Genomic DNA, 19569 nt, shown 5'->3' with positions numbered 1-19569 from the left:
ATACGCGGGAAAGAGGGCAACCGGCTGATGGGTAACCGCTTTTCAGATAAAATAAATTAACGGTTCGGTCAAAGCAGGAAAAGTGCCTGCTGCACAGAGAGGCAGCAGGCGAGGGCCGATCAGTTAAACACCATGCCGCCGTCAATCAACAGCGACTGACCGGTCATGTAATCGGAGTCCGGACTGGCGAGGTAGGCGACGCAGGCGGCCACATCTTCCGGTTCAGAAAGACGTCCCAGCGTGATGCGCTTCGCAAACTCTGCTGTACCGTAACCGGCAGGTTTTCCGGCGGCTTCAGAGATCTGTCGGTCGATCGCTTCCCACATGGGCGTTCTGACAATGCCGGGGCAGAAGGCGTTGACCGTGATGCCGGCCGGGGCCAGATCGCGCGCGGCGGTCTGGGTCAGGCCGCGAACCGCAAACTTACTGGAGCTGTACACGGCCAGTTCCGGGTTGCCGACGTGACCGGCCTGCGAACAGGCATTGATAATTTTGCCGCCGTGGCCTTCTGCCTCAAATGCTTTGATCGCCGCCTGCATGCCCCAGATCACGCCTTTGACGTTGACGTTGTAAACCTTGTCGACCACCGCTTCCGTGATCTCAGCAATCGGCGTCGAGGGGGCAATACCAGCGTTGTTAACGATGACGTCAAAACCGCCCAGCGTACGACGCGCCTCGTCTACCGCTGCCATCACCTGATCGCGCTGCGAGACATCAACTTTCAGGGCTATCGCTTTTCCGCCCTGTCGGGTAATCTTCTCCGCCACCTGGCGGGCAGTCTCCTGGTTGAAGTCGGCTACGGCAACAGCCAGCCCATCTTTTGCCAGACGCAGGGCGATTGCTTCACCAATGCCCTGGCCTGCGCCGGTTACAAATGCCACTCTGTTTTTCATCATGATGTCCTTTTTGTGAAATTAAAGAAGCTGGCTCAGATGCAGCTGGCCCATCAGCAGCGGGTTGTCGGCGTAATCCACCGGCACAGCCACCACCGCAGGTCCCTGAACATCCATCGCTTTACGCAGCGTCGGCTCCAGTTCTGCCGCGCTGGTCACCGCAAAGCCTGCTGCCCCAAACGCTTCGGCGTAGGCTTTGAAATCGACCGGGCCAAAGTTGACGCCCGAGACGCGGTGATATTTTTTCTCTTCCTGCATGGCCACCATGTTGTAGGCGTTATCAACCCAGACGATGTGCAGGATGTTGGCTTTCAGCCGGACGGCGGTTTCCAGTTCCATGCTGGACTGCAGGAAGCCACCGTCGCCGGACACCGAGACGACTTTGCGCTGCGGATCGACCAGCCAGGCCCCAATCGCCCACGGCAGCGCCACGCCCATGGTCTGCTGACCGTTGGAGATCATGATCTGACGGGCGCGGAAGCTGTAGAGATAGCGGGCAATCCAGATGTGGAAGCTGCCCATATCGACGGTGAGGCTGACGTCGCTGTTAATGATGTCCTGCATGGCACGCACGATACGCAGCGGATGAAGGGCAAACTGATTGAGGCTGGCACCCTGCATCGCCAGCAGTTTGCGCTGCTGCTGACGATCCTCAAGAATGCTGGCTGCTTCCGCTGTCAGCTGCAAGGGTGTGGTAATGCGCGCCGCCAGTTTACGCACCGTGGCGGCGATATCGCCCACCAGCTCGGCGTCCGGCAGGTAGCGGTTGTCGGTCTCAGCGGGTATGACGTCGATGTGAATCAGGGTGGCGTTGCCGCTGTTCCACATCGCCGGTTCATATTCTACCGGGCTGTAGCCGATGGTGATGATCAGGTCAGCCTGTTGCAGCAGCCGGTCACCCGCCTGGTTGTTGAACAGGCCGACGCGGCCAGCGAAGCGTGAGAAGTGATCCTGTCGGATGGCGCCTGCGGCCTGATAGGTGCTGGTGACCGGGATGTGGCTGCGGGTGAGCAGATCGTGAATCGCTTCGCTGTTCTCTGGCTGGCTCGCCATTAATCCCAGCAGAATGACCGGATTTTTAGCCCCGGCAATCGCCTGGCTGACGGCGTCGATCATCGCGTCTGGCGCGGCACCCAGCACCGGACGGCCTTTACTGCTCAGCGCTTTGCCGGTCACCGGCTGGTCGACAATATCCTGCGGCAGGCTGATAAAAGCGCCGCCGCCCCGGCCATGCTCGGCGTGACGAAAGGCATTCGACAGGCATTCAGAGAGCGCTGAGGGATCGGTTACCTCAACCGCATATTTGGTGATCGGACGAAACATTGAAACCGTGTCCATGCTCTGATGAACCTGCTTGGCGCTGTCGGAGCGTTTCACCTGACCGCCAAGGGCGACGACCGGATCGCCTTCGCTGGTGGCGGTGGCCATGCCGGTGATCAGATTGGAGCAGCCAGGCCCGGAAGTGACCAGCGCAACACCTGCATTGCCGGTAAGGCGGCCCACTGCGGCGGCCATGAATGCGGCATTGGCTTCATGGCGAACCGGGATAGTCTGGATGGAGGAATCCAGCAGGGAGTCAAAAACCTTGTCGATCTTTGCGCCGGGGATGCCAAAGACGTGCTGCACGCCCTGCGCCTCAAGCTGGGCAACCACCAGGTCAGCGCCGCAGGTCCAGAGTGTGGTATCGGTTGGAGTTTTCATCGTCATTCCTCTGATTAGCTTTCTACCGCACGGATCGCGGCGTCGAGATTGGCGGGGTTCAGGTCGGCATTTAAGAAGTCACTGTCCTGCGGTAAATCCACGACCAGCTTGCTGATGGCACCAAAGGTCAGGGTGCCCTGTTCCAGCGCATAGTCGAGAATGTGGCCGCCACCTTCGCGGTCGTCGGTAATAAAATGTTCGTGATAGCCCGCAACGTTAATGCCCTGCATGTATTGCGGCGTGCGGAAGCCAATCAGTTCACCCGCACGCTGGCTGAAGGAAAAGGTGGGCTGATCGCCCAGCACTTCCGGCATGGAGCGATAGGGACGGCACTGACATGGCACGGTGCGGGTGTCCACGCGGCTGAAACGGCCGCTGATGCGCAGCGCGCAGAACTGGTTATCGGAGGTGATTTCACTGTCGATCACCCGATGGATTGCCTCACGGGACATCGGCCGGTCAAACTCGAACAGGTGCTGCGGTTTGAAAAAGGTCATCACCGCAAACGGGGTTTTTTGCGCCGGATCGGCCGGATGCGCGCTGCCATCTGAGTGCAACTGATAAACCTTGCTGTCGAACGCTATCATTTCGCCATCCAGCCGGTTGAACGTGCCCAGGCCGAAGTCGCCTTTGCGCAGAAGGTCGGCAATCCGGACGTTACCGTCATAAACGCCGCTCAGCAGCGCACTCATCAAAGAGGTCTGATAGATAACGCTTTCTGGTGCATCCTGGGAAAGTGTCAGGACAGTATGTTTTAGTTGATCCTCACAGGAACAATCAGTTACACAATTGCTCATTTGATGCCTCATCGATTAACCGTTAAGCCGTGTTAACCTAATGGTGAACCGATTCAGTCGGTGGGTCCAATAGCGAAACCTGTTAACTTTGAGACGTTTTTGATATGGAACTGCGCCACCTGCGTTATTTCGTTGCCGTAGCCGAGACGCTTCACTTCACCCGTGCCGCTGAAATGCTGGGGATTTCGCAGCCGCCGCTGAGTCAGCAGATCCTGCGACTGGAACAGGAGATTGGCACCCCGTTGCTGAAGCGGCTGACGCGCGGGGTTGAACTCACCGAGGCGGGTGAGGCGTTTCTGGCGGATGCACAGCAGATTGTGCAACTGGCCGATCAGGCGCTGGAAAATGCGCGCGGTATTGCGCGTGGCATCAGTGGTCAGCTGTCGCTGGGGTTTGCCAGCTCAGTGGCGTTTACGCCGCGCATCTTCACCCTGATCCGCCAGTTCACGGAACGTTATCCCGCGATGGAGCTGCTGACCCGCGAAGAGAATATGGCGCTGCTGATGCAGGATCTGCAGGAGGGATTACTGGATGCCGCCTTTATCCGGCTGCCGTGTGAAAGCAGCAAGGCGTTTAACCTGCGCGTGATCTCCACCGAAAAGATGCTAATTGCGCTGCCGCGCACGCATCCCCTCAGCGGGACACCCACCGTGGCGCTCTCCGCACTGGCGGGTGAAACCCTGGTGATCTTCCCGCGAGATGTCTCGCCAAGCTTGTATGAGCTGATTGTCACAGCCTGCCTGCGGGCTGGCTTTTCACGGCACACTTTCCAGCAGGCACCGCAGATCACGACGTCACTGGGCATGGTGGCGGCAGGCTGTGGCATTGCGCTGGTACCGGCGTCGATGCGCTGCGTCGATAACCCCGAAGTGAGCTTCTGTGATATCGAAAACAACACGCTGTTTACCGATATAGCCTTTGCCTGGCGTCGGCATCATCCGTCCAAAGCGGTGCTGCATCTGCTGGCGATGCTGGCGGAATCACCGGCCACACCAGGCGAAGCGGGTTGATAAGCGCCAGCTATTGTACTGAAAACAATAACCAGCTGGCGGCCTGGGGCCGTGATGCCAATAATCGGTTCATGACTACATACCGCGTAAGAGTCGGGTATCACAACCCGTCAGCCCTGACATTCAGGCAACTGGATGAAATTCTGGAGCCGCAGCGATTCTGGAGAACAGACTCGGCGGGCGGCCAGTTCCGCTATTTCATGGAGTATGAGTACCAGTCTGACGTGCGCGACCTCTGTTCGGTCTGCTCGCTGGCCTACAGTCAGGCCTGCAAAGTCAGAAAGTGCCCGCTGATTCTGGTCGAGGTGATGAACTGAATACGTCCGGCGACCCCGCGGCTTTCTGCCGGGATCGCCGGGCATGATTTTAACGGACCTGTTTTAACGAGAACGTGGCTGCATCAGCAGGCTTAACGCGGCGGGCAGCACCGTAAGCGTCACCAGCGTACCGCTGACCAGACCGCCAATAATCGCCAGCGCCATCGGCCCCCAGAAAACCTGATGGGCGATGGGGATCATACCGAGGATCGCCGCACAGGCGGTCAGCAGGATAGGACGCGCCCGGTGATGAGCGGCCTGACGGATGGCATCATTCGCGGACAGTCCGGCGCGGCTATTGGCATCCACCTCACTGATCATAATGACGGCGTTGCGGATGATAATCCCCGCCAGCGCAATAATCCCCAGCAGCGCGACAAATCCCAGCGGTGTGCCCGCCGGAAGCATCGCAGACACAATGCCGGGCAGGCCAAACGGGGCCATGCTCAGCGCCAGCAGCATGCCGGAGAAGCGTTGCAGCTGAATCATCAGCAGAACCAGCATGACGCAGAGCGTAACCGGCAGCAGGGCAAACACCGAGCCGTTGCCTTTGTCAGATTCTGCCGCCACGCCACCTTCTTCAATACCGTACCCGGCAGGCAGTGAGGCGCGCAGGGCGGCGACCTCCGGCGCGAGCCGCTGCGAGACCTGCTCAGCCCGCTGCCCCGGCGCAATATCGGTCTGCACGGTAATGTAAGCGAGCCGCTGACGTCGCCAGATCACCGGGTCATCCACGCCCCAGTTCAGGGTCGCCACCTGACGCAGCGGAATTTTCTGTCCGCTGGCATTTGTGATCATCAATCCTTCCAGCGTGTCAGTGTCCTGCCGCTCGGGATCATTGCTGCGCAGCACCACATCGATCAACCGGTTGCGATCGCGCAGGGTGGTTACTACGCTGCCGGACATCAGCGTGTTCAGCGTGGTCGCCAGGGTGTCGGAGGAGAGCCCGGCGGCGCGGGCAGCGGTCTGGTTCACCGCCAGCGTCATGACCCGTTCCGGCTCCCCGGCGGTGAGATTGACCTCACGGGTCAGCGGAGAGCGGGCGATCAGCGCTGCCAGCTCACTGGCCGCCTGTCGCACGCGGGCATTGTCCGGTCCGGTGATGCGATATTTCAGCGGCCAGCCGACCGGTGGCCCCAGCTCCAGCGGCGAGACCCGCGTGGTGATATCACTGAAATCCTCTGCCAGTTTCTTCTCCAGTCTGCTGCGCAGCCGATCGCGTACCGCCAGGCTTTTCGCCACCACCACCAGCTGTGCGATGTTTTCATTATCGAGCAGCACATCCATCGGCAGATAGAAGCGTATTGCGCCTGAGCCCACGTAGCTGGTGAGGTTCGCCACATCCCGATCGTTGCGCAGCATCTGTTCCAGTTGTGCGGTGCGACGTGTGGTTTCCGCCTGGGCCGCGCTGGCGGGCAGCGTCAGGCTGACCAGCAGTTCGGGGCGGTCTGACGCCGGGAAAAATTCACCCTGCATAAAGGTGGTGGCATAAAGGCTTGTCAGCAGTACCACCAGTGCCGCGCCAGTTGTCATCAGCCGGTGGCGCAGAATCACCTCCAGCAGCCAGTGGTAGCCGCGCGCCAGCAGACCGGGTGGCTGGTGGGCTTTGATGCGTGTCGATGAAAGCAGCCAGCAGCCCGTGAGTGGCGAGAAGATGACCGCGACCCCCCATGAGCAGAGCAGCGCCAGCGTAATCACCACAAACAGTGAGTAGCAATATTCCCCGGCACTGGACGCGGCAAACCCGACCGGAATAAAACCGGCGATCATCACCAGCGTACCGGTCAGCATCGGAAAGGCGGTGGTTTTGAATGCGTAGGTTGCGGCCTGCCATTTGCTGTCGCCTGCTTCCAGCCGTGCCACCATCGCCTCGACGGTGATCATGGCGTCATCCACCAGCAGCCCCAGTGCAATGATCAGTGCGCCCAGCGAGATGCGCTGCAGGCCGATGCCTGCCAGTAACATGCCGGTAAAGGTCATGGCCAGCACCAGCGGGATGGCCGCCGCTACAACCAGACCGGCACGCAGTCCCAGTGAAACAAAGGAAACGGCTAACACGATGACCACCGCTTCGCCCAGTATCCGGACAAAGCCGCTGACCGCCTGTTTCACCACAGAAGACTGGTCGGCCACGCGGGTCATGGTGATACCCTGCGGTAACTGAGCGGCCAGACGCTGCATGCGCTGATTAAGCTGTTTACCGAAATCGAGCATGTTGCCGCTGGCGGCCATTGAAACTGCCAGCCCGATAGCCGGAACACCGTTAACCCGAAACGTGGGTGCAGGCGGTTCAGCAGGCTGCAGGCTGATGGTCGCCAGATCGGTCAATGGGATGAAACGCTCGCCGATATGCAGGGTAATCGCCTGCAGGCTTTCGACAGAGGTCAGGGTCCCGCTGACCCGCAGCGCGATATTTTCGCGGTCGGTACGCAGACTGCCAGCGGGAACCACGTCGTTCTGGGCTTTGATGGCGTCGCTGACCTGCTGTAAATCGAGCCCCATGCCGTTCAGCTTGCGCGGAGAAAAGGCGATAACCACCTGCTGCTCCTGGACACCCAGCAGGCTGGTTTTGCCGATGTCAGGCAGACTGGCCAGGCTGCGACGCAGATTATCGACCCGGTCGCGCAGTTCCCTGGCTGTAAAGCCATCCGCCGTAAAGCCATAAATCGTGCCGTAGGTGTCATCAAACTCGTCGTTGACCGCCGGGCCCTGCACGCCCTGCGGCAGCGAAGGGGTAACGTCATGCATCTTTTTACGCAGCTGATACCAGATACCGGCCACCTGAGACGGCGGGGTATCATCGCGCAGATTGACATAGATGACCGTCTGTCCGGCACGGGTTTCACTCTCAACCGCATCCAGCGACGGGATCTCCTGCACCTTTTGTTCCAGCACATCTGTCAGCAGTTGCACGGTGGTCTTGACGTCAGCGCCGGGCCACTGAGCAGAGATCACGGCGGTTTTGATGGTGAAAGCCGGGTCTTCATTGCGTGACAGATGTTCATAACTCAGCACACCCGCCGCCATAACCAGCAGCATGAAAAAGATCACCAGCTGCTGATGCGCCAGCGCCCAGCCGGAGAGGTTAAAGCCAGCCGATTTTTTCATGAACCCTCCTGCGCCAGCGCCACTTTTTCACCTGGCTGCAGGGTGCCGACACCGGCGGTGACGACGCGCTCGCCTGGCTGGATCCCGGCAGAGACAAAGATCTGCTGTGCGCTGAAGCGGGCCAGCACCACCGGACGAAGCTGTAAACGTGATGCCGTATCCACCACCAGCAGGGCGGGTTTGTCTGCAAAGCGGGTCAGCGCGCTGGCGGGCAGGGCGATGACCGGCGGTTGCGCATCGGGAAGCGTGACGGTGACCGTAGCACCCAAAGCCATCGCCTCGGGCGGCAGGTTCATTGAGAGGCGCAGCCGCCAGGTACGGGTCTGTGAATCGGCCTGCGGGCTGATGTCACGCAGCGTGCCAGTGGCCTGTACGCCGGGATCGGCGAGCAGCGTCACCGTCAGCGGCGTCCGGTCGTCAGCGTGCAGCAGTGCAGGCGTTGTCAGGTCAAACACGGCATCACGGGCATCACCGGCGGCCAGCGTCATCACCGTCTGTCCGGCGCTGACCACCTGGCCGGGCTGAACCGGGACAGCGGTGATCCGGCCTGCTGTGGGCGCCGTGAGCTGCGTCCAGCTGAGATTATCCTGCGCATTTTTCAGGGCCGCTTCGCTGCTGACGCGGCGGGATTGTGCGCTCTGCCAGTCTGCCTGGGCACTGTCCAGCTGGCTGCGGGCGATGGCACCGCCGGGCATCAGCAGCTGCATCCGGCGCAGGTTAAGCGCGGCGACGCGTTCTGCGGCGCGGGCGCTGTCGAGATCGGCCCGCGCACTGCTCAGCTGATTGCGTGACGGGTCATTTTCCAGCGCGGCCAGCGGTTGCCCGGCGCTGACGCGATCGCCCAGTTCAACGGCTCGGCTCACCACCCGGCCATCCAGCCTGAAAGCCAGCGCAACCTCTTCATGGGCGCGGATTTCACCGGTCAGCACGCGTGACGCGGCATTGCCGGGCGGTGGCGCAATGACGGTTTTCACCGGGCGGGGCGGGGCAGCAGGCGGGGCAGCATTGTCGTCCCGGCAGCCGGTCATGATGAATACGCCGGGCAGCACGAACACGAGCGGCACGAAGAGGTGAACACTGAAGAGATGACGCCACACCTGGCGGGCAGCATCCGATATGAAGTCTGTCATAACCGGGTTCCTGTAATGAGTTGTCCTCATTGAACCCGGCCTGTGTCCAGAAACGTTCCATGAACCATCAAGAAATGGTCAAGTCAGAACAATTTATCTCGCCGGTAGCGTTATCCCGATCAGCAGACCGCCATCGGCAGGCAGCGCGGCGTGAATCGACCCGCCGTGCGCCTCGACGATGGCTTTGGCAATAGAGAGCCCCAGACCACTGCCGCCGGAATGACGGGCGCGTGAGGAGTCAGCGCGGGTAAAGCGGTCAAACAGCTGCGGCAGGAAGTCTGGCTCTACGCCCTGACCGTCATCGCGGAAGGTCAGCGTGGTCGCCTGTTCGTTCTGGCTGGCCGTGATTAACAACGCGCCTCCGTCGGCGGCGTAGCGCAGCGCATTTTCACAGATGATGGTCACAACCTGACCCAGGCGGAACGCGTCGGCATGCAGCTGAATATCGCCGGGTGATAGCACGCTGATGGCAACACCCGCTTTTTCTGCCTGCGGCAGTATCCAGCCTGAACGCTCGCGCAGTAACTCACAAAGATTAAACCGCTCGCGGTTCAGGGTAAGCTGCCCGGCATCTGCCAGCGACAGCAGATGCAGTTCATCCGTGAGGCGGCTGAGCTGAGTCAGTTGCTTCATGATCATCGCCAGCTGCTGCGGTTCGGCAGGAAAGACACCATCCAGAATACCCTGCAGGCGGCCCATCGCCGCCGTCAGTGGCGAGCGGAGTTCGTGTGCCATCGCCACATGCGAGGTGCGCAGCTCGCGCTCGTAGCGCGCCAGCTGCTGCGTCATCTGGTTAAAATCGTCGGTAAAGCGCACCAGCTCCTGCGGGGCGTCTTTCACCACCGCCGCCGTCCGGCCAAATTCCCCTTTTGACACTGCACGCGCCGCCGTAGCCAGCTGGCTGAACTGCACCGACAGCGGCCGGGCGAAACGCAGCGCCATCATCACCATAAACGGGATGGTGACCACCACCAGGACCAGCACGGTCAGCCAGTCAGATGACGCCAGTGACGGATCGGAAAAGGTGATCCCCCACCACTGATCGACAATCTGATGAAAGCGTGTCGGATCGCTGGCGGGATGATGGCGCAGTTGCACAAACTCATTGAGCAGCGCGGGCGGCATCCGGTGGTAGACCCAGAACGCCTGCACCGCGAAGCGCAGCCACATACAGACGGCGATCACGATTACGCTGCCAATGGCCAGAAACAGTACCCGGATGCAGATCCAGCGCCAGAGTGAGGTATGCGTATCGTTCTTCATGGCTGTCTGAACCGGTAACCGACGCTGCGTACCGCCGGTAAGACGTCAGAGATGCCTGCGGCTTCCAGTTTGCGGCGCAGGTTATAGACGTGGGTATCCACCACCCGCTCCAGCGCATCGCTTTCCGGCAGACAGTGCTCCAGCAGAAACAGGCGGGTAAACGGACGCGTCGGTGCGCGCATCAGAGTGACCAGCAGGGAAAACTCAGTGGGTGTCAGATCCAGGCGGCGCGGCGCATCACTGGTGCTATCGACGACGGCAGTGAGCGCGACAGGGTCAACCACCAACCCCGCCCAGCGCAGCGTTTCTGACGCGGGAGCGTGACTCTGGCTGCGGCGCAGTACGGCCTGAACGCGCGCGACCACTTCGCCCGGATGGTAGGGTTTGACCACATAGTCATCTGCGCCATAGCGCAGTGCGCCGATGCGGTCCGGCGCATCGCCCATCGCCGTCACCATGATTACCGGGGTATCGTCACGACGTCGCAGCGCGGCCAGCACTTCGGTGCCGTTCATGCCGGGCAGCATGATATCCAGCAGAATCAGGTCGGGCAGCCAGCGTCCTGCGGTGTCCAGTCCACCGGGTCCGTCACCGGCAATCATGACCTCATAGTTTTCACGTTTCAGGTAGGCCTCGAGTACACCCGCCGCATCCGCGTCATCTTCAATAATCAGTACACGTTTTGACTGCATTTTCGGATCACCTTGACTGTTTCTTCATAAATCCCTGGTCGTTCATTGACACTCGCCTCGCATACTCCGGCCAGTGACGCGGCACTGAATCCCTCAGCTCCGCACCTGATGTGATAATGAGGAAACGTGATGATAACCGGAAAAATAACGCTTCACATGGTCTGTTTTTCGCTGGGATTGAGTACCGCTGCTGTCATGGCTGATGAGAGTGCCACGCCACCCCCCAGCCTGACGCTGGGCATTGCGGGTATCAATGCGCCGCGCTACAGCGGCGCAGATAAGCAGCACTGGCAACTGATGCCGGTGATTCAGGCGCGCGACGGGGCTTTCTTTCTGGACTCGCAGAAAGGCATAGGTTACGACCTGCAGGCGGATAACGGGCTTTATCTGGAGCATACCCTGGGCTACGGGCTGGGCCGTTCTGACCGCAATTCCGCCTGGCGCGACGGTGATGACCGCCTCAGAGGCATGGGAAATATCGACGCAACGGTTAACACCGCGCTGGCGGTGGGATGGTCGGTCACCCCGTGGTTTGTGGTTGAAGGCAAAGCGACGCTGCCCTTAAGTGACAGCCAGGGCGTGCAGTATCGCACGTCCGTGACCCTGATCCCCTGGCAGACCCGTGACGACACGGTGGCATTGCAGGTGGCCGCTCTGTCTGGCGACGGGCGTTACATGAATACCTGGTACGGCGTGAACAGCGAGCAACATGCCCGCAGCGGATTTAAGCGCTATGACGCTGCGGGGGGATTTTATGGCACCGACACCAGCCTGACCTGGAGCCATCAGTTTACGCCCGCCTGGGCCGCCAGCGTGATCGGTGATTACACATGGCTGGATAAACAGGCTTCAGATAGCCCCATCGTCGCCCGGCACACTGGCGCATCGGCCACGCTGGCATTGAGCTACACCTTCTGACGGCACGATGAAAAAAAACCGGATGCACAGCCACCGACCGTTGCTTGCTGCGCTGATTCTGTTGTATCTGCTGGTTTATGCGCTGCTTGTCGTGGCGCTGAGTCTTTTTGATGCGCCAGTGACGGGGCAGGGGTAGCCCGCCCCTTCACTGGGTACGCCGCCGTGCCAGAAACTGCGTGGACGCTGTGACAGCGCGGCCCTGAGCGTAAACTTGGATGGAAATGACAGGCCTTGTCACCGACGAGCTGGCTGAAATTCAGCATGACGCGCCTGCAGAAAGGCCCGGTTCTGGCATATTATTTCAGCGTAAATGCTGAATACGCCGTCAGGCCTTTCCGCCCGGCTGGCGCTGCAGGAAATTCCAGGTTGCGCCCAGCATGCCGGAGTCGTTACCGTAGGTTGCGGCGTCTATGCGGATATCAATATCATATTTAGCCAGCTGCTCGCCCAGTTCATCCAGGAAGGGGTCTCGCTCGGTAATTCCCCCGCCGATAAAGATCATCTGCGGATCGAATACGCTGAACAGGTTATATAAGCAGGCCGCCAGATCCTCATAAAACTTATTAACTACCTGCTGTGCCGTTTCTTCATTGCGGTCGTATGCGTCAAAGACATCTTTGCCACTGACATCGTCGGCAGGCTTGTCGATAAGCTGACTGTAATGCTCACGCAGCGCCGTCATGGTACAGCTCTGGCTCATGGTGTGGCGTTCAATATTGCTGCTGGTGGGACGCGATGTCAGCAGGCAACCAAACTCGCCAGCCCGATTGCGTCCACCCCGGATCAGTGCGCCGTTGCAGAAGGCCGCTCCGCCTAATCCGGTACCGATAGTTAACATCAGAAAATCGTTGAGCTTTTTTGCCTTCCCCAGCCACTGTTCAGCCAGCAGGGCGCAGTGTGCATCGTTTTCAACTGTGGCAGGCAGTGACGTTTTTTCTGTCAGCCACTGGCTCAGATGGAACTGGTCAAAGTCACGTATGGTGCCGCCCATGGCAATATAACCGGCTTCTGCATCAATATAACCGGGTGTGCTGACGGCGATGCCTGCGCAGCCGGGATTTTTCTCCAGCCAGGCCAGGATCTCATCAAGTATTTTATCGCGTGCGTTATGGGAAATATCAGCACTGTCACTGGTCAGAATATTCCCCTGATCGTCAATCACGCCCATTTTTAAAGAGGTACCACCGATATCAAAAGCTGCAATTTTCATCAACGTTCTCTGATTTTGTTTTCATCCGGTTAATTGTAGTGCTGAAAGAAAAGGGCAGGCGGCGGGGCGACGGCAATTTTGTCAGGAAAGGTACAGATTTATAAAAGCTGATGCGGCGCTCAGAGCGGATGTGCGAATGCAGGCAGGATGCCCGGCAGGACCGCGCGTTCCCCTGTCCGTTATGGATGGGGTCATGGTGATAGCCTGACAAATCAGAGATAGGTGAAAAATTCAGAGACCACTGTGATAGGTGGTCACATTTCAAGTCCGGTTACGGTCAACAGTCATGAATTGCCGTTCTGGCAGGCCGCTGTTTACCCGGCAGAGACACCGAGACTGAGCCGATTCAGCAGGCATGAAACCGTAACGGGATCATGCCGTTGCTGATTTATTCCTGTGTCGTCTCCGCGTCATCGCGCTGTTCTGACTGACCAAACAGCGCCTCAGCCGTGACCTCGCTGAGTACGCCATTTTTCAACAGAATGATTTTATCTGCACTGCGGATTGTTTCCGGCCGGTGCGCGATGATGATTCGGGTGATCTTCATCTGCCGGATGGCGTCATTAATTTGCGCTTCGTTGTAAATATCCAGATGACTGGTCGCCTCATCCAGAACCAGAATCTGAGGTTCGCGATACAGCGCGCGCGCCAGCAGAATTCGTTGCAGCTGACCACCCGAGAGAAAGGACCCCATATCGCCGACCAGACTTTGATAGTTCATCGGCATTTTCATGATGTCGGCATGAATCTGTGCCAGGCGTGCGACGCGGGTGATTTTTGCGTGATCGGGTTCGTTATCAAAAAAGCTGATGTTCTCGCTGATGGAGCCTGAGAACAGAATGTCATCCTGCATTACACAGCCGATGCGGCTGCGATGATGTTCAAGTCCGGTCTGGGTAATATCCATCCCCCCCACGCTGATTGTGCCGTGTTCCGGCTGCAGCAGGCCCAGAATGATTTTCGCCAGCGTCGTTTTTCCCTGACCGGAAGGGCCGACAATCGCCAGGCTCTCACCGGCTTTGATTTCCAGGCTGGCATCCGTGACAACCCAGGGTTCGGTCGTAGCGTAGCGGAAATGGATATGTGTCAGCCTGATATCCTGCGGCGTCTGCGCATCTTCATGCATGTCATGATTGATCAGACCCGCACTGGTTTCTGAACTGACTTCGGGTTCTGACAGAACAATATCTGCCAGGCGCTCACCGTGCATACGCAGCATTCTGAAATCGATAATGGCGTTAATCAGGCCTGCTCCCCGGCTCAGAAACTGATCGGAAAAGCTGATAAAAGCGGTAAGCATACCCGCAGAGAAATTGCCATCCAGTACCTGGAGCGCGGCCAGCCAGACTAATACCACCCGGCCTACCGAGGTGAGCAGACCTTGTGCTGAGCCAAACAGAATATTCAGCTTCTGTATGACGATGCCTTTGTTGGTGGAGTCCACCAGAAAATTCATGTAAGCAGCGAGACGGGGAACCTGTTTGTTATTGGTTTTAACCGCCTGAATACCGCGTAACGTTTCGAGAAGTGAGGACTGCGTTCGCGCTGAACTGATGATTTGCTCTTCATTGGCGCGCCGGACCGGATCGTAAGCCACAAAACGCAGCAGCGCATAAGCAATGAACAGTCCGATGACCAGCCAGGCAAGTTGTGCGTTATAGATGAAGAGCATGACAACCGTCACAATCGACATCACGCCGTCTAATACGGTACTGATGAAGCGGGTTGTCAGTGTACTCTGAATGGTGTTGAGCGAATCGTAACGGGAAAGAACGTCACCCACATGCCGGGATTCAAACCATTCCAGCGGCAGCTTTAACATGTGATGGCAGACGTTGACCGTCCATTGCACACTGAGTTGACTTGAAAACCAGCTCATCACCCAGGATCGTAAAGCGGTTACCATCGTCTGGAATATCGCAATCATGATAAAACCGACTCCAAGCAACGTAAGTAATGAGTAGTCGGCGGAGACCAGCACCATATCCATTACCCACTGCATGAAGAAGGGGGTCAGTACGCCAAAAAATTCCAGGGCGACCGACAGGATGAGGACCTGGGCAAAGGCAGACTTCACCCCGGTTACGCTCCCCACCAGCTTCATCATTGAGATGCTTTCTTTTTCTTCTTTGACTTCAAAATCGGATGAAGGCACCAGCTCCAGCGCGACACCGGTGAAGGCAGTCGATGCCTCTTTGAATGTCAGTTCACGGACGCCGCGTGCAGGATCGTGAATCGTCATTTTATTGCCGCGCACTCTCTTCAGGACGACAAAGTGATTCAGTTCCCAGTGAAGAATGCAGGGCATACGTAATTTAGACAGCTCGTCCATGTCGAGACGCAGCGCACGTGAACTCATATTGAGTTGCTGTGCCATAGCAATAACGGCAGCCAGCGTGGCACCCTTAAGCGAGGTGGCGAACTGACGGCGCAGCGTGATCATGTCGATCTCATGGCCGTAGTAGTTAGTAATCATCCCCAGACAAGCCAGACCGCATTCCGCTGTCTGAGACTGACGAATCATCGGCAGGCGGTTAAACCATTTAAAATTAAGTTTCTCTAATAACTGCACAGAACAGACCTTTTAAATCAAATGGAAATTTTGTGTCCCAGCGCGAAAATCGGCTCCAGCACCCATTCATATAGACGACGCTGGTCGACGATGAAGTCGGCTTCCAGCGCCATACCTGGTTTCAGCTTTTCATCCCGTGCATAGGCCGTTATCGTCTGGTTATCCAGCGATACGAGCACGCGATACTGTTGTTCCTGAATATTATTTATGCCGGTCAGCGTGGTGACTTCCTGCGGAGAAAGCGCCGTGCGGGACACGTCGATCACCCGGCCATATTGCTGACCAAATTTTTGATAGGGGAACGCTCTGTAGCGGAGGACAACTCGCTGGCCTGGCTGAATAAAACCAATGGATTGCGTTTTCACCATGAGGCGCGCAACCAGGCTTGAATTGTCGGGAAGAATGGAAACCGCTGACTGACCGGCACTGAGCATCTGACCATTTTTAGCCATGATCATACCGACGTACCCGCTTTTCGGTGCGCGCAGCTCGAACGATCGACGCGCTTCATTTTCAGCCATCGACTGACGGATTTCGGCCAGCTGGCGTTTGATATCGTTACGCTTCCTCTCATCATCCAGCGGCATTTCATGCAGCTGCTGCTCCGCCTGAACAATCTTTTGCGACGTGTCCAGCAGCTGACGCTGATACTCCTGATAACGTGCCTGACTGTCGAGCAGCGTGGACTCCTGCTCTTCCAGCTGACGGTTTGAGGCGTATCCCTCCTGATGCATGGCATTGAGTTTATCCAGCTGCAGCTTCGCTAACGCCACCTGTTTACGGCGGTGTGTAAGCTGTAACTTCAGCTGCTCCTTCTGGAGTCTGAGACTGGCGATGGTGTCGGTTAACCCTTTCCGTTCGACGTCATGTAATTTGGTCAGTGTTTCAAGATCCTGCTGAAGGCGCTCCCGCTGACTCAGCAGATTTTCAGCGATGACCTGACGTGTCTGTCCCATCTGTGTTGAAACTTCCGATGACAGGACCATAAGAACATCATCTTTTTTGACCCGTTGTCCCTCTTTAACCGGGATATCAACAACGGTTGCGCTCACAGCAGGCGGCACGATCAACATGCCATTTTCAGGCATCAGTTCACCGGTCGAGGATTCATATTTGGTGTAGCTGCCAAACAGGAAAAAGAGGGCTGTGACGGCGGTAATAAAAATCACCACAGAAATAACCAGCCAGCGATAGGGAGGGCAGTAGAGCGCCACGGTGCCCAGGTTACCCCGGTTGGCTGCATCGAGTGCCTCCTGGCGGAAAAGCGACTGTTCCATTTATGCGTTCTTCATGATTAAGGCGTTAATGACACTGAAAAAAATTCAGCATTTCGGATGAAAGCGCACCGGTGCTCTGCGCCAGATTGATCAGGGCATTGAGGTAATTTAATCGGACTTCAGCCTGGTCTTTCAGCGCACTGTAGTACTTTTGCTGCGCCTCCATTTCATCGTTTACCGTGCGAAACCCCATCTCCCGACCGTACTGCACCGACACCACCTGCTCATGGGCTGAGTCGACGGTATTCTTCTGAGCCTGAATTAATGCTTTGCCACTGACCAGGCCAAGCCATGCAGACCGCGTATCGGTGGCTGCTTTACGCTGTGCATCGTTAATGGAGAATTTTGCGGCCTGGTGGCGATAGGCGGCTTCAACCGATTGCGACAGCTGACTGCCGCCTGCAAAAAGGGGAACGGAGACGTTAACGCCATACTGGAGGTTGTTAGTTTTCGACGTCGTGCCGAAAATGGCGTCATACAGAACGTTGTCATCGTCATCGTTGCGACTCCAGTTTTTTCCGTACCGGGCATAAAGCGACACGACAGGCATATGAGCACCCTGCGCCGCCAGCACATCGGCATCCGCCTGATCGTTCTGCAACATCGCGATTTTTACCCCGGTATTGCGCTGCTGGCTCGCATTGATCGCATCGACCAGTGAGGGATAAGGTGCATTGCTAAGACACTGGAAGTTTACAGGCTCGACGGTATCCGGGCTGATGCCTGACAAGCGCCGAAGATTTTCCTCAGCAAGCGATAACTGATTTTCCGATTCAATCTCTTTCGCCTGCGCAAGGGCATAGCTGGCTTTAGCCTCATTAAGCTCGGTGCGGGTATTCTGACCATTGGCCAGTCCGCTTTGAAGTTTCTGCTGTTGCTGACGGAAGTTATGGCTGGCTGATTTTGCTGCCTGTAAAACTTCCTGCTGATAAAGCACCGTAAAGTAGGCTTCACTGACAGCCACTAAGAGCTTTTCTTCAGCAAGCCGGACCTGGGCCTCTGCGGTGTTCGCAATCGCGACACCTTTGCGCCATCCCGCATATTTACTGAGATCAAACAAAGGTTGCCGGACACTCAGATCGTAACTGTGGTTAGTCACCCCGCTCTGATACTTTTTATCGGGCTGTTCCTGACGGTCCCAGTTGCCGTCCAGCGTCAGCGTCGGCAACAGTTCTGCCATACCCTGCCAGTATTTCTGTTTATCCGCTTCACTGGTCATCCTGCTGGATTGCAAAGCCGTGTCATAGTTTAGCGCTGCCAGTGCAGCCTGTTGCAGATTGGTTGCGGATGTGGGCAAAGGCCAGCACGTCATTATCAGCAGTGACGTTACCGCGTTTTTTATTTTCATATGATTTTTCGTGGGTAATCCAGGCGTGGAGCTAGATAAGTTCGTGTGCAAATACATATTTGATCAATTCTGTGTTGGTACTGAGATGAAGCTTGCGCATGGCATTGTATTTTTGAGTTGAAACCGTGCTTATGCTCCTGCTGCGTACTTTTGCTATCTCCATCAAGCTGTGGCCCATTGCAAACAAACGGATGACTTCCATTTCGGAGGGGGATAAACGATTTTGAGCAGGCTGCGTTGCTGCTAACTGTGCCAGGCTTTTCATCGTTTCAGAGTAATAAACACCGGAGTGAGCGGCGGAAATCCAGTGAACGGCTTTGACAAGATCGTGTATTTCATCACGCTTACTCACGACGGCACTGACTGGCAACTGCAACATCCTTTTCAGGAAGCTCAGACTGCGTGACGCGGTAAAAACCAGAATCCTGAGGTCAGAAGATTGTTTATGGATCTCCTCAAGTTTACTTACGCCATTTAAGTCATTGCAGTCAAAAGTAAAGAAAGAATCCGTAATCAATATATCGGGGATGTCCTCTTTCAGGCGCAGTAAAAGATTTTTGGTATCGGGTGGATAGGTATAAATCTCCAGATCATTAAACTCAGCTGAAAGGATTGATCGCAAAGTGTAAATAATGAATGGGCTTTCATCAGACAAACCTACACGAAGTCGCTTTCTGCTCTGTGACATAATGTTGATAATTCCTTATAGCAGTAAGATGTAATGAGCTACATCCTAAAAAATCCCTTTAACATTTTAGATTTACGGGGGAAGAAGCGCGTAATTACCGGCAGCCTGAGGGTGCAGACGCCATTTTTAACGTGAGGCTCTGTGGATCCCGAAGATAATAGTCAACATCATAACGAAAAATGGCGCTAACCGTGCGGTATAAAAGAGAACTCACCGTTGGACATGAAATTTAACCAGGCCTGCTTGTTAAAATATTATCTCAGTAAAGTTAAGTTCACGCTGTTGAGCGTAATGCCAGCTTGTTAAACTGACCCGCAGATGCATCCTTGTAAGGAATATTGATGTATTAAGCGTGCTGGTTGTTTAAAAACCTAAGAATCTTCTCGCCCTATTCTTGCTCATGGCATGTCTGTTTTTTACTGTGATTTTTCAGTTATTTCTTCATCGCAGGGCGCGTAAGGTTATCAGGCACCACTCAGAGGTAATCATACACTCCTGAACTTATAGGGATTTTTTGAAGCGAAAAACTTACAGTAAAAACATCAACCAGACCAGAAATAATGATTTTTATGTGTTTCATTTCACAAAAAAAGACATTCTTAAATGACATATCAATGTTGAATTGCTTTTAACAATCTGGCAGTA

The 19569-nt window shown here is 56.6% G+C and carries 16 protein-coding genes; 4 read left to right on the top strand and 12 right to left on the bottom strand.

Annotated features, from left to right (window positions below):
• Positions 1-119: 119 nt before the first annotated feature.
• From N5J69_RS18770 to budA, 3 genes are read right to left on the bottom strand one after another with little or no spacing between them, the layout of a single operon-like run.
• A complete protein-coding gene (locus N5J69_RS18770; RefSeq protein WP_279772175.1) occupies positions 120-893 on the bottom strand; it encodes a (S)-acetoin forming diacetyl reductase in 774 nt (257 codons plus the stop codon).
• Between the two features lie 21 nt (positions 894-914).
• On the bottom strand, positions 915-2594 hold the full coding sequence (gene alsS / locus N5J69_RS18765) for an acetolactate synthase AlsS (protein ID WP_279772145.1): 1680 nt from the start codon (positions 2592-2594) through the stop codon (positions 915-917).
• A gap of 14 nt (positions 2595-2608) precedes the next feature.
• Positions 2609-3391 carry an acetolactate decarboxylase gene (budA, locus tag N5J69_RS18760; RefSeq protein WP_279772144.1) on the bottom strand — a complete coding sequence of 261 codons (783 nt, stop codon included), beginning with the start codon at positions 3389-3391 and terminating at the stop codon, positions 2609-2611.
• Between the two features lie 104 nt (positions 3392-3495).
• On the opposite strand from budA, the gene N5J69_RS18755 reads away from it, so the two are divergent.
• A complete protein-coding gene (locus tag N5J69_RS18755; RefSeq protein ID WP_279772143.1) occupies positions 3496-4401 on the top strand; it encodes a LysR family transcriptional regulator in 906 nt (301 codons plus the stop codon).
• Between the two features lie 71 nt (positions 4402-4472).
• A complete protein-coding gene (locus N5J69_RS18750) occupies positions 4473-4718 on the top strand; it encodes a hypothetical protein (protein WP_013356609.1) in 246 nt (81 codons plus the stop codon).
• 63 nt (positions 4719-4781) lie between these two features.
• Here the strand turns inward: N5J69_RS18750 and N5J69_RS18745 are convergent, their stop codons facing one another.
• The 4 genes from N5J69_RS18745 to N5J69_RS18730 form a co-directional block, all read right to left on the bottom strand.
• Complete coding sequence (locus tag N5J69_RS18745) at positions 4782-7826, bottom strand: efflux RND transporter permease subunit (RefSeq protein ID WP_279772142.1); 3045 nt, start codon at positions 7824-7826, stop codon at positions 4782-4784.
• Positions 7823-8956 carry an efflux RND transporter periplasmic adaptor subunit gene (locus N5J69_RS18740; protein WP_279772141.1) on the bottom strand — a complete coding sequence of 378 codons (1134 nt, stop codon included), beginning with the start codon at positions 8954-8956 and terminating at the stop codon, positions 7823-7825. The genes N5J69_RS18745 and N5J69_RS18740 overlap by 4 nt, the downstream gene beginning before the upstream one ends.
• A 93-nt stretch (positions 8957-9049) precedes the next feature.
• On the bottom strand, positions 9050-10219 hold the full coding sequence (locus N5J69_RS18735) for an ATP-binding protein (protein ID WP_279772140.1): 1170 nt from the start codon (positions 10217-10219) through the stop codon (positions 9050-9052).
• Positions 10216-10911 (bottom strand): response regulator, encoded by a 696-nt coding sequence (locus N5J69_RS18730; RefSeq protein WP_279772139.1) that lies wholly within the window; start codon positions 10909-10911, stop codon positions 10216-10218. The genes N5J69_RS18735 and N5J69_RS18730 overlap by 4 nt, the downstream gene beginning before the upstream one ends.
• Before the next feature lie 129 nt (positions 10912-11040).
• Here N5J69_RS18730 and N5J69_RS18725 point away from each other — a divergent pair, with 129 nt between their 5' ends.
• On the top strand, positions 11041-11829 hold the full coding sequence (locus tag N5J69_RS18725; RefSeq protein WP_279772138.1) for a MipA/OmpV family protein: 789 nt from the start codon (positions 11041-11043) through the stop codon (positions 11827-11829).
• Positions 11830-11836: 7 nt separating this feature from the next.
• Positions 11837-11965, top strand: coding sequence for a hypothetical protein (locus N5J69_RS18720; RefSeq protein ID WP_279772137.1), 129 nt, complete (start codon positions 11837-11839; stop codon positions 11963-11965).
• 189 nt (positions 11966-12154) lie between these two features.
• Here the strand turns inward: N5J69_RS18720 and N5J69_RS18715 are convergent, their stop codons facing one another.
• From N5J69_RS18715 to N5J69_RS18695, 5 genes are all read right to left on the bottom strand, one after another.
• Complete coding sequence (locus N5J69_RS18715; RefSeq protein ID WP_279772136.1) at positions 12155-13039, bottom strand: ROK family protein; 885 nt, start codon at positions 13037-13039, stop codon at positions 12155-12157.
• Between the two features lie 388 nt (positions 13040-13427).
• On the bottom strand, positions 13428-15611 hold the full coding sequence (locus tag N5J69_RS18710; protein WP_279772135.1) for a peptidase domain-containing ABC transporter: 2184 nt from the start codon (positions 15609-15611) through the stop codon (positions 13428-13430).
• 17 nt (positions 15612-15628) lie between these two features.
• Positions 15629-16888: an HlyD family efflux transporter periplasmic adaptor subunit gene (locus N5J69_RS18705; protein WP_279772134.1), complete on the bottom strand. Its 1260-nt coding sequence runs from the start codon at positions 16886-16888 to the stop codon at positions 15629-15631.
• A 25-nt stretch (positions 16889-16913) separates the two neighbouring features.
• Positions 16914-18236 (bottom strand): TolC family outer membrane protein, encoded by a 1323-nt coding sequence (locus tag N5J69_RS18700; RefSeq protein ID WP_279772133.1) that lies wholly within the window; start codon positions 18234-18236, stop codon positions 16914-16916.
• Between the two features lie 31 nt (positions 18237-18267).
• Positions 18268-18924: a response regulator transcription factor gene (locus N5J69_RS18695; RefSeq protein WP_279772132.1), complete on the bottom strand. Its 657-nt coding sequence runs from the start codon at positions 18922-18924 to the stop codon at positions 18268-18270.
• Positions 18925-19569 lie beyond the last annotated feature (645 nt).

The sequence above is a fragment of the Pantoea sp. GD03673 genome (genome assembly GCF_029844725.1).
Taxonomy (GTDB): domain Bacteria; phylum Pseudomonadota; class Gammaproteobacteria; order Enterobacterales; family Enterobacteriaceae; genus Pantoea.
The sequence above is the reverse complement of the archived record's forward strand: the minus strand, read 5'-3'. Positions and strand labels throughout refer to the sequence as shown.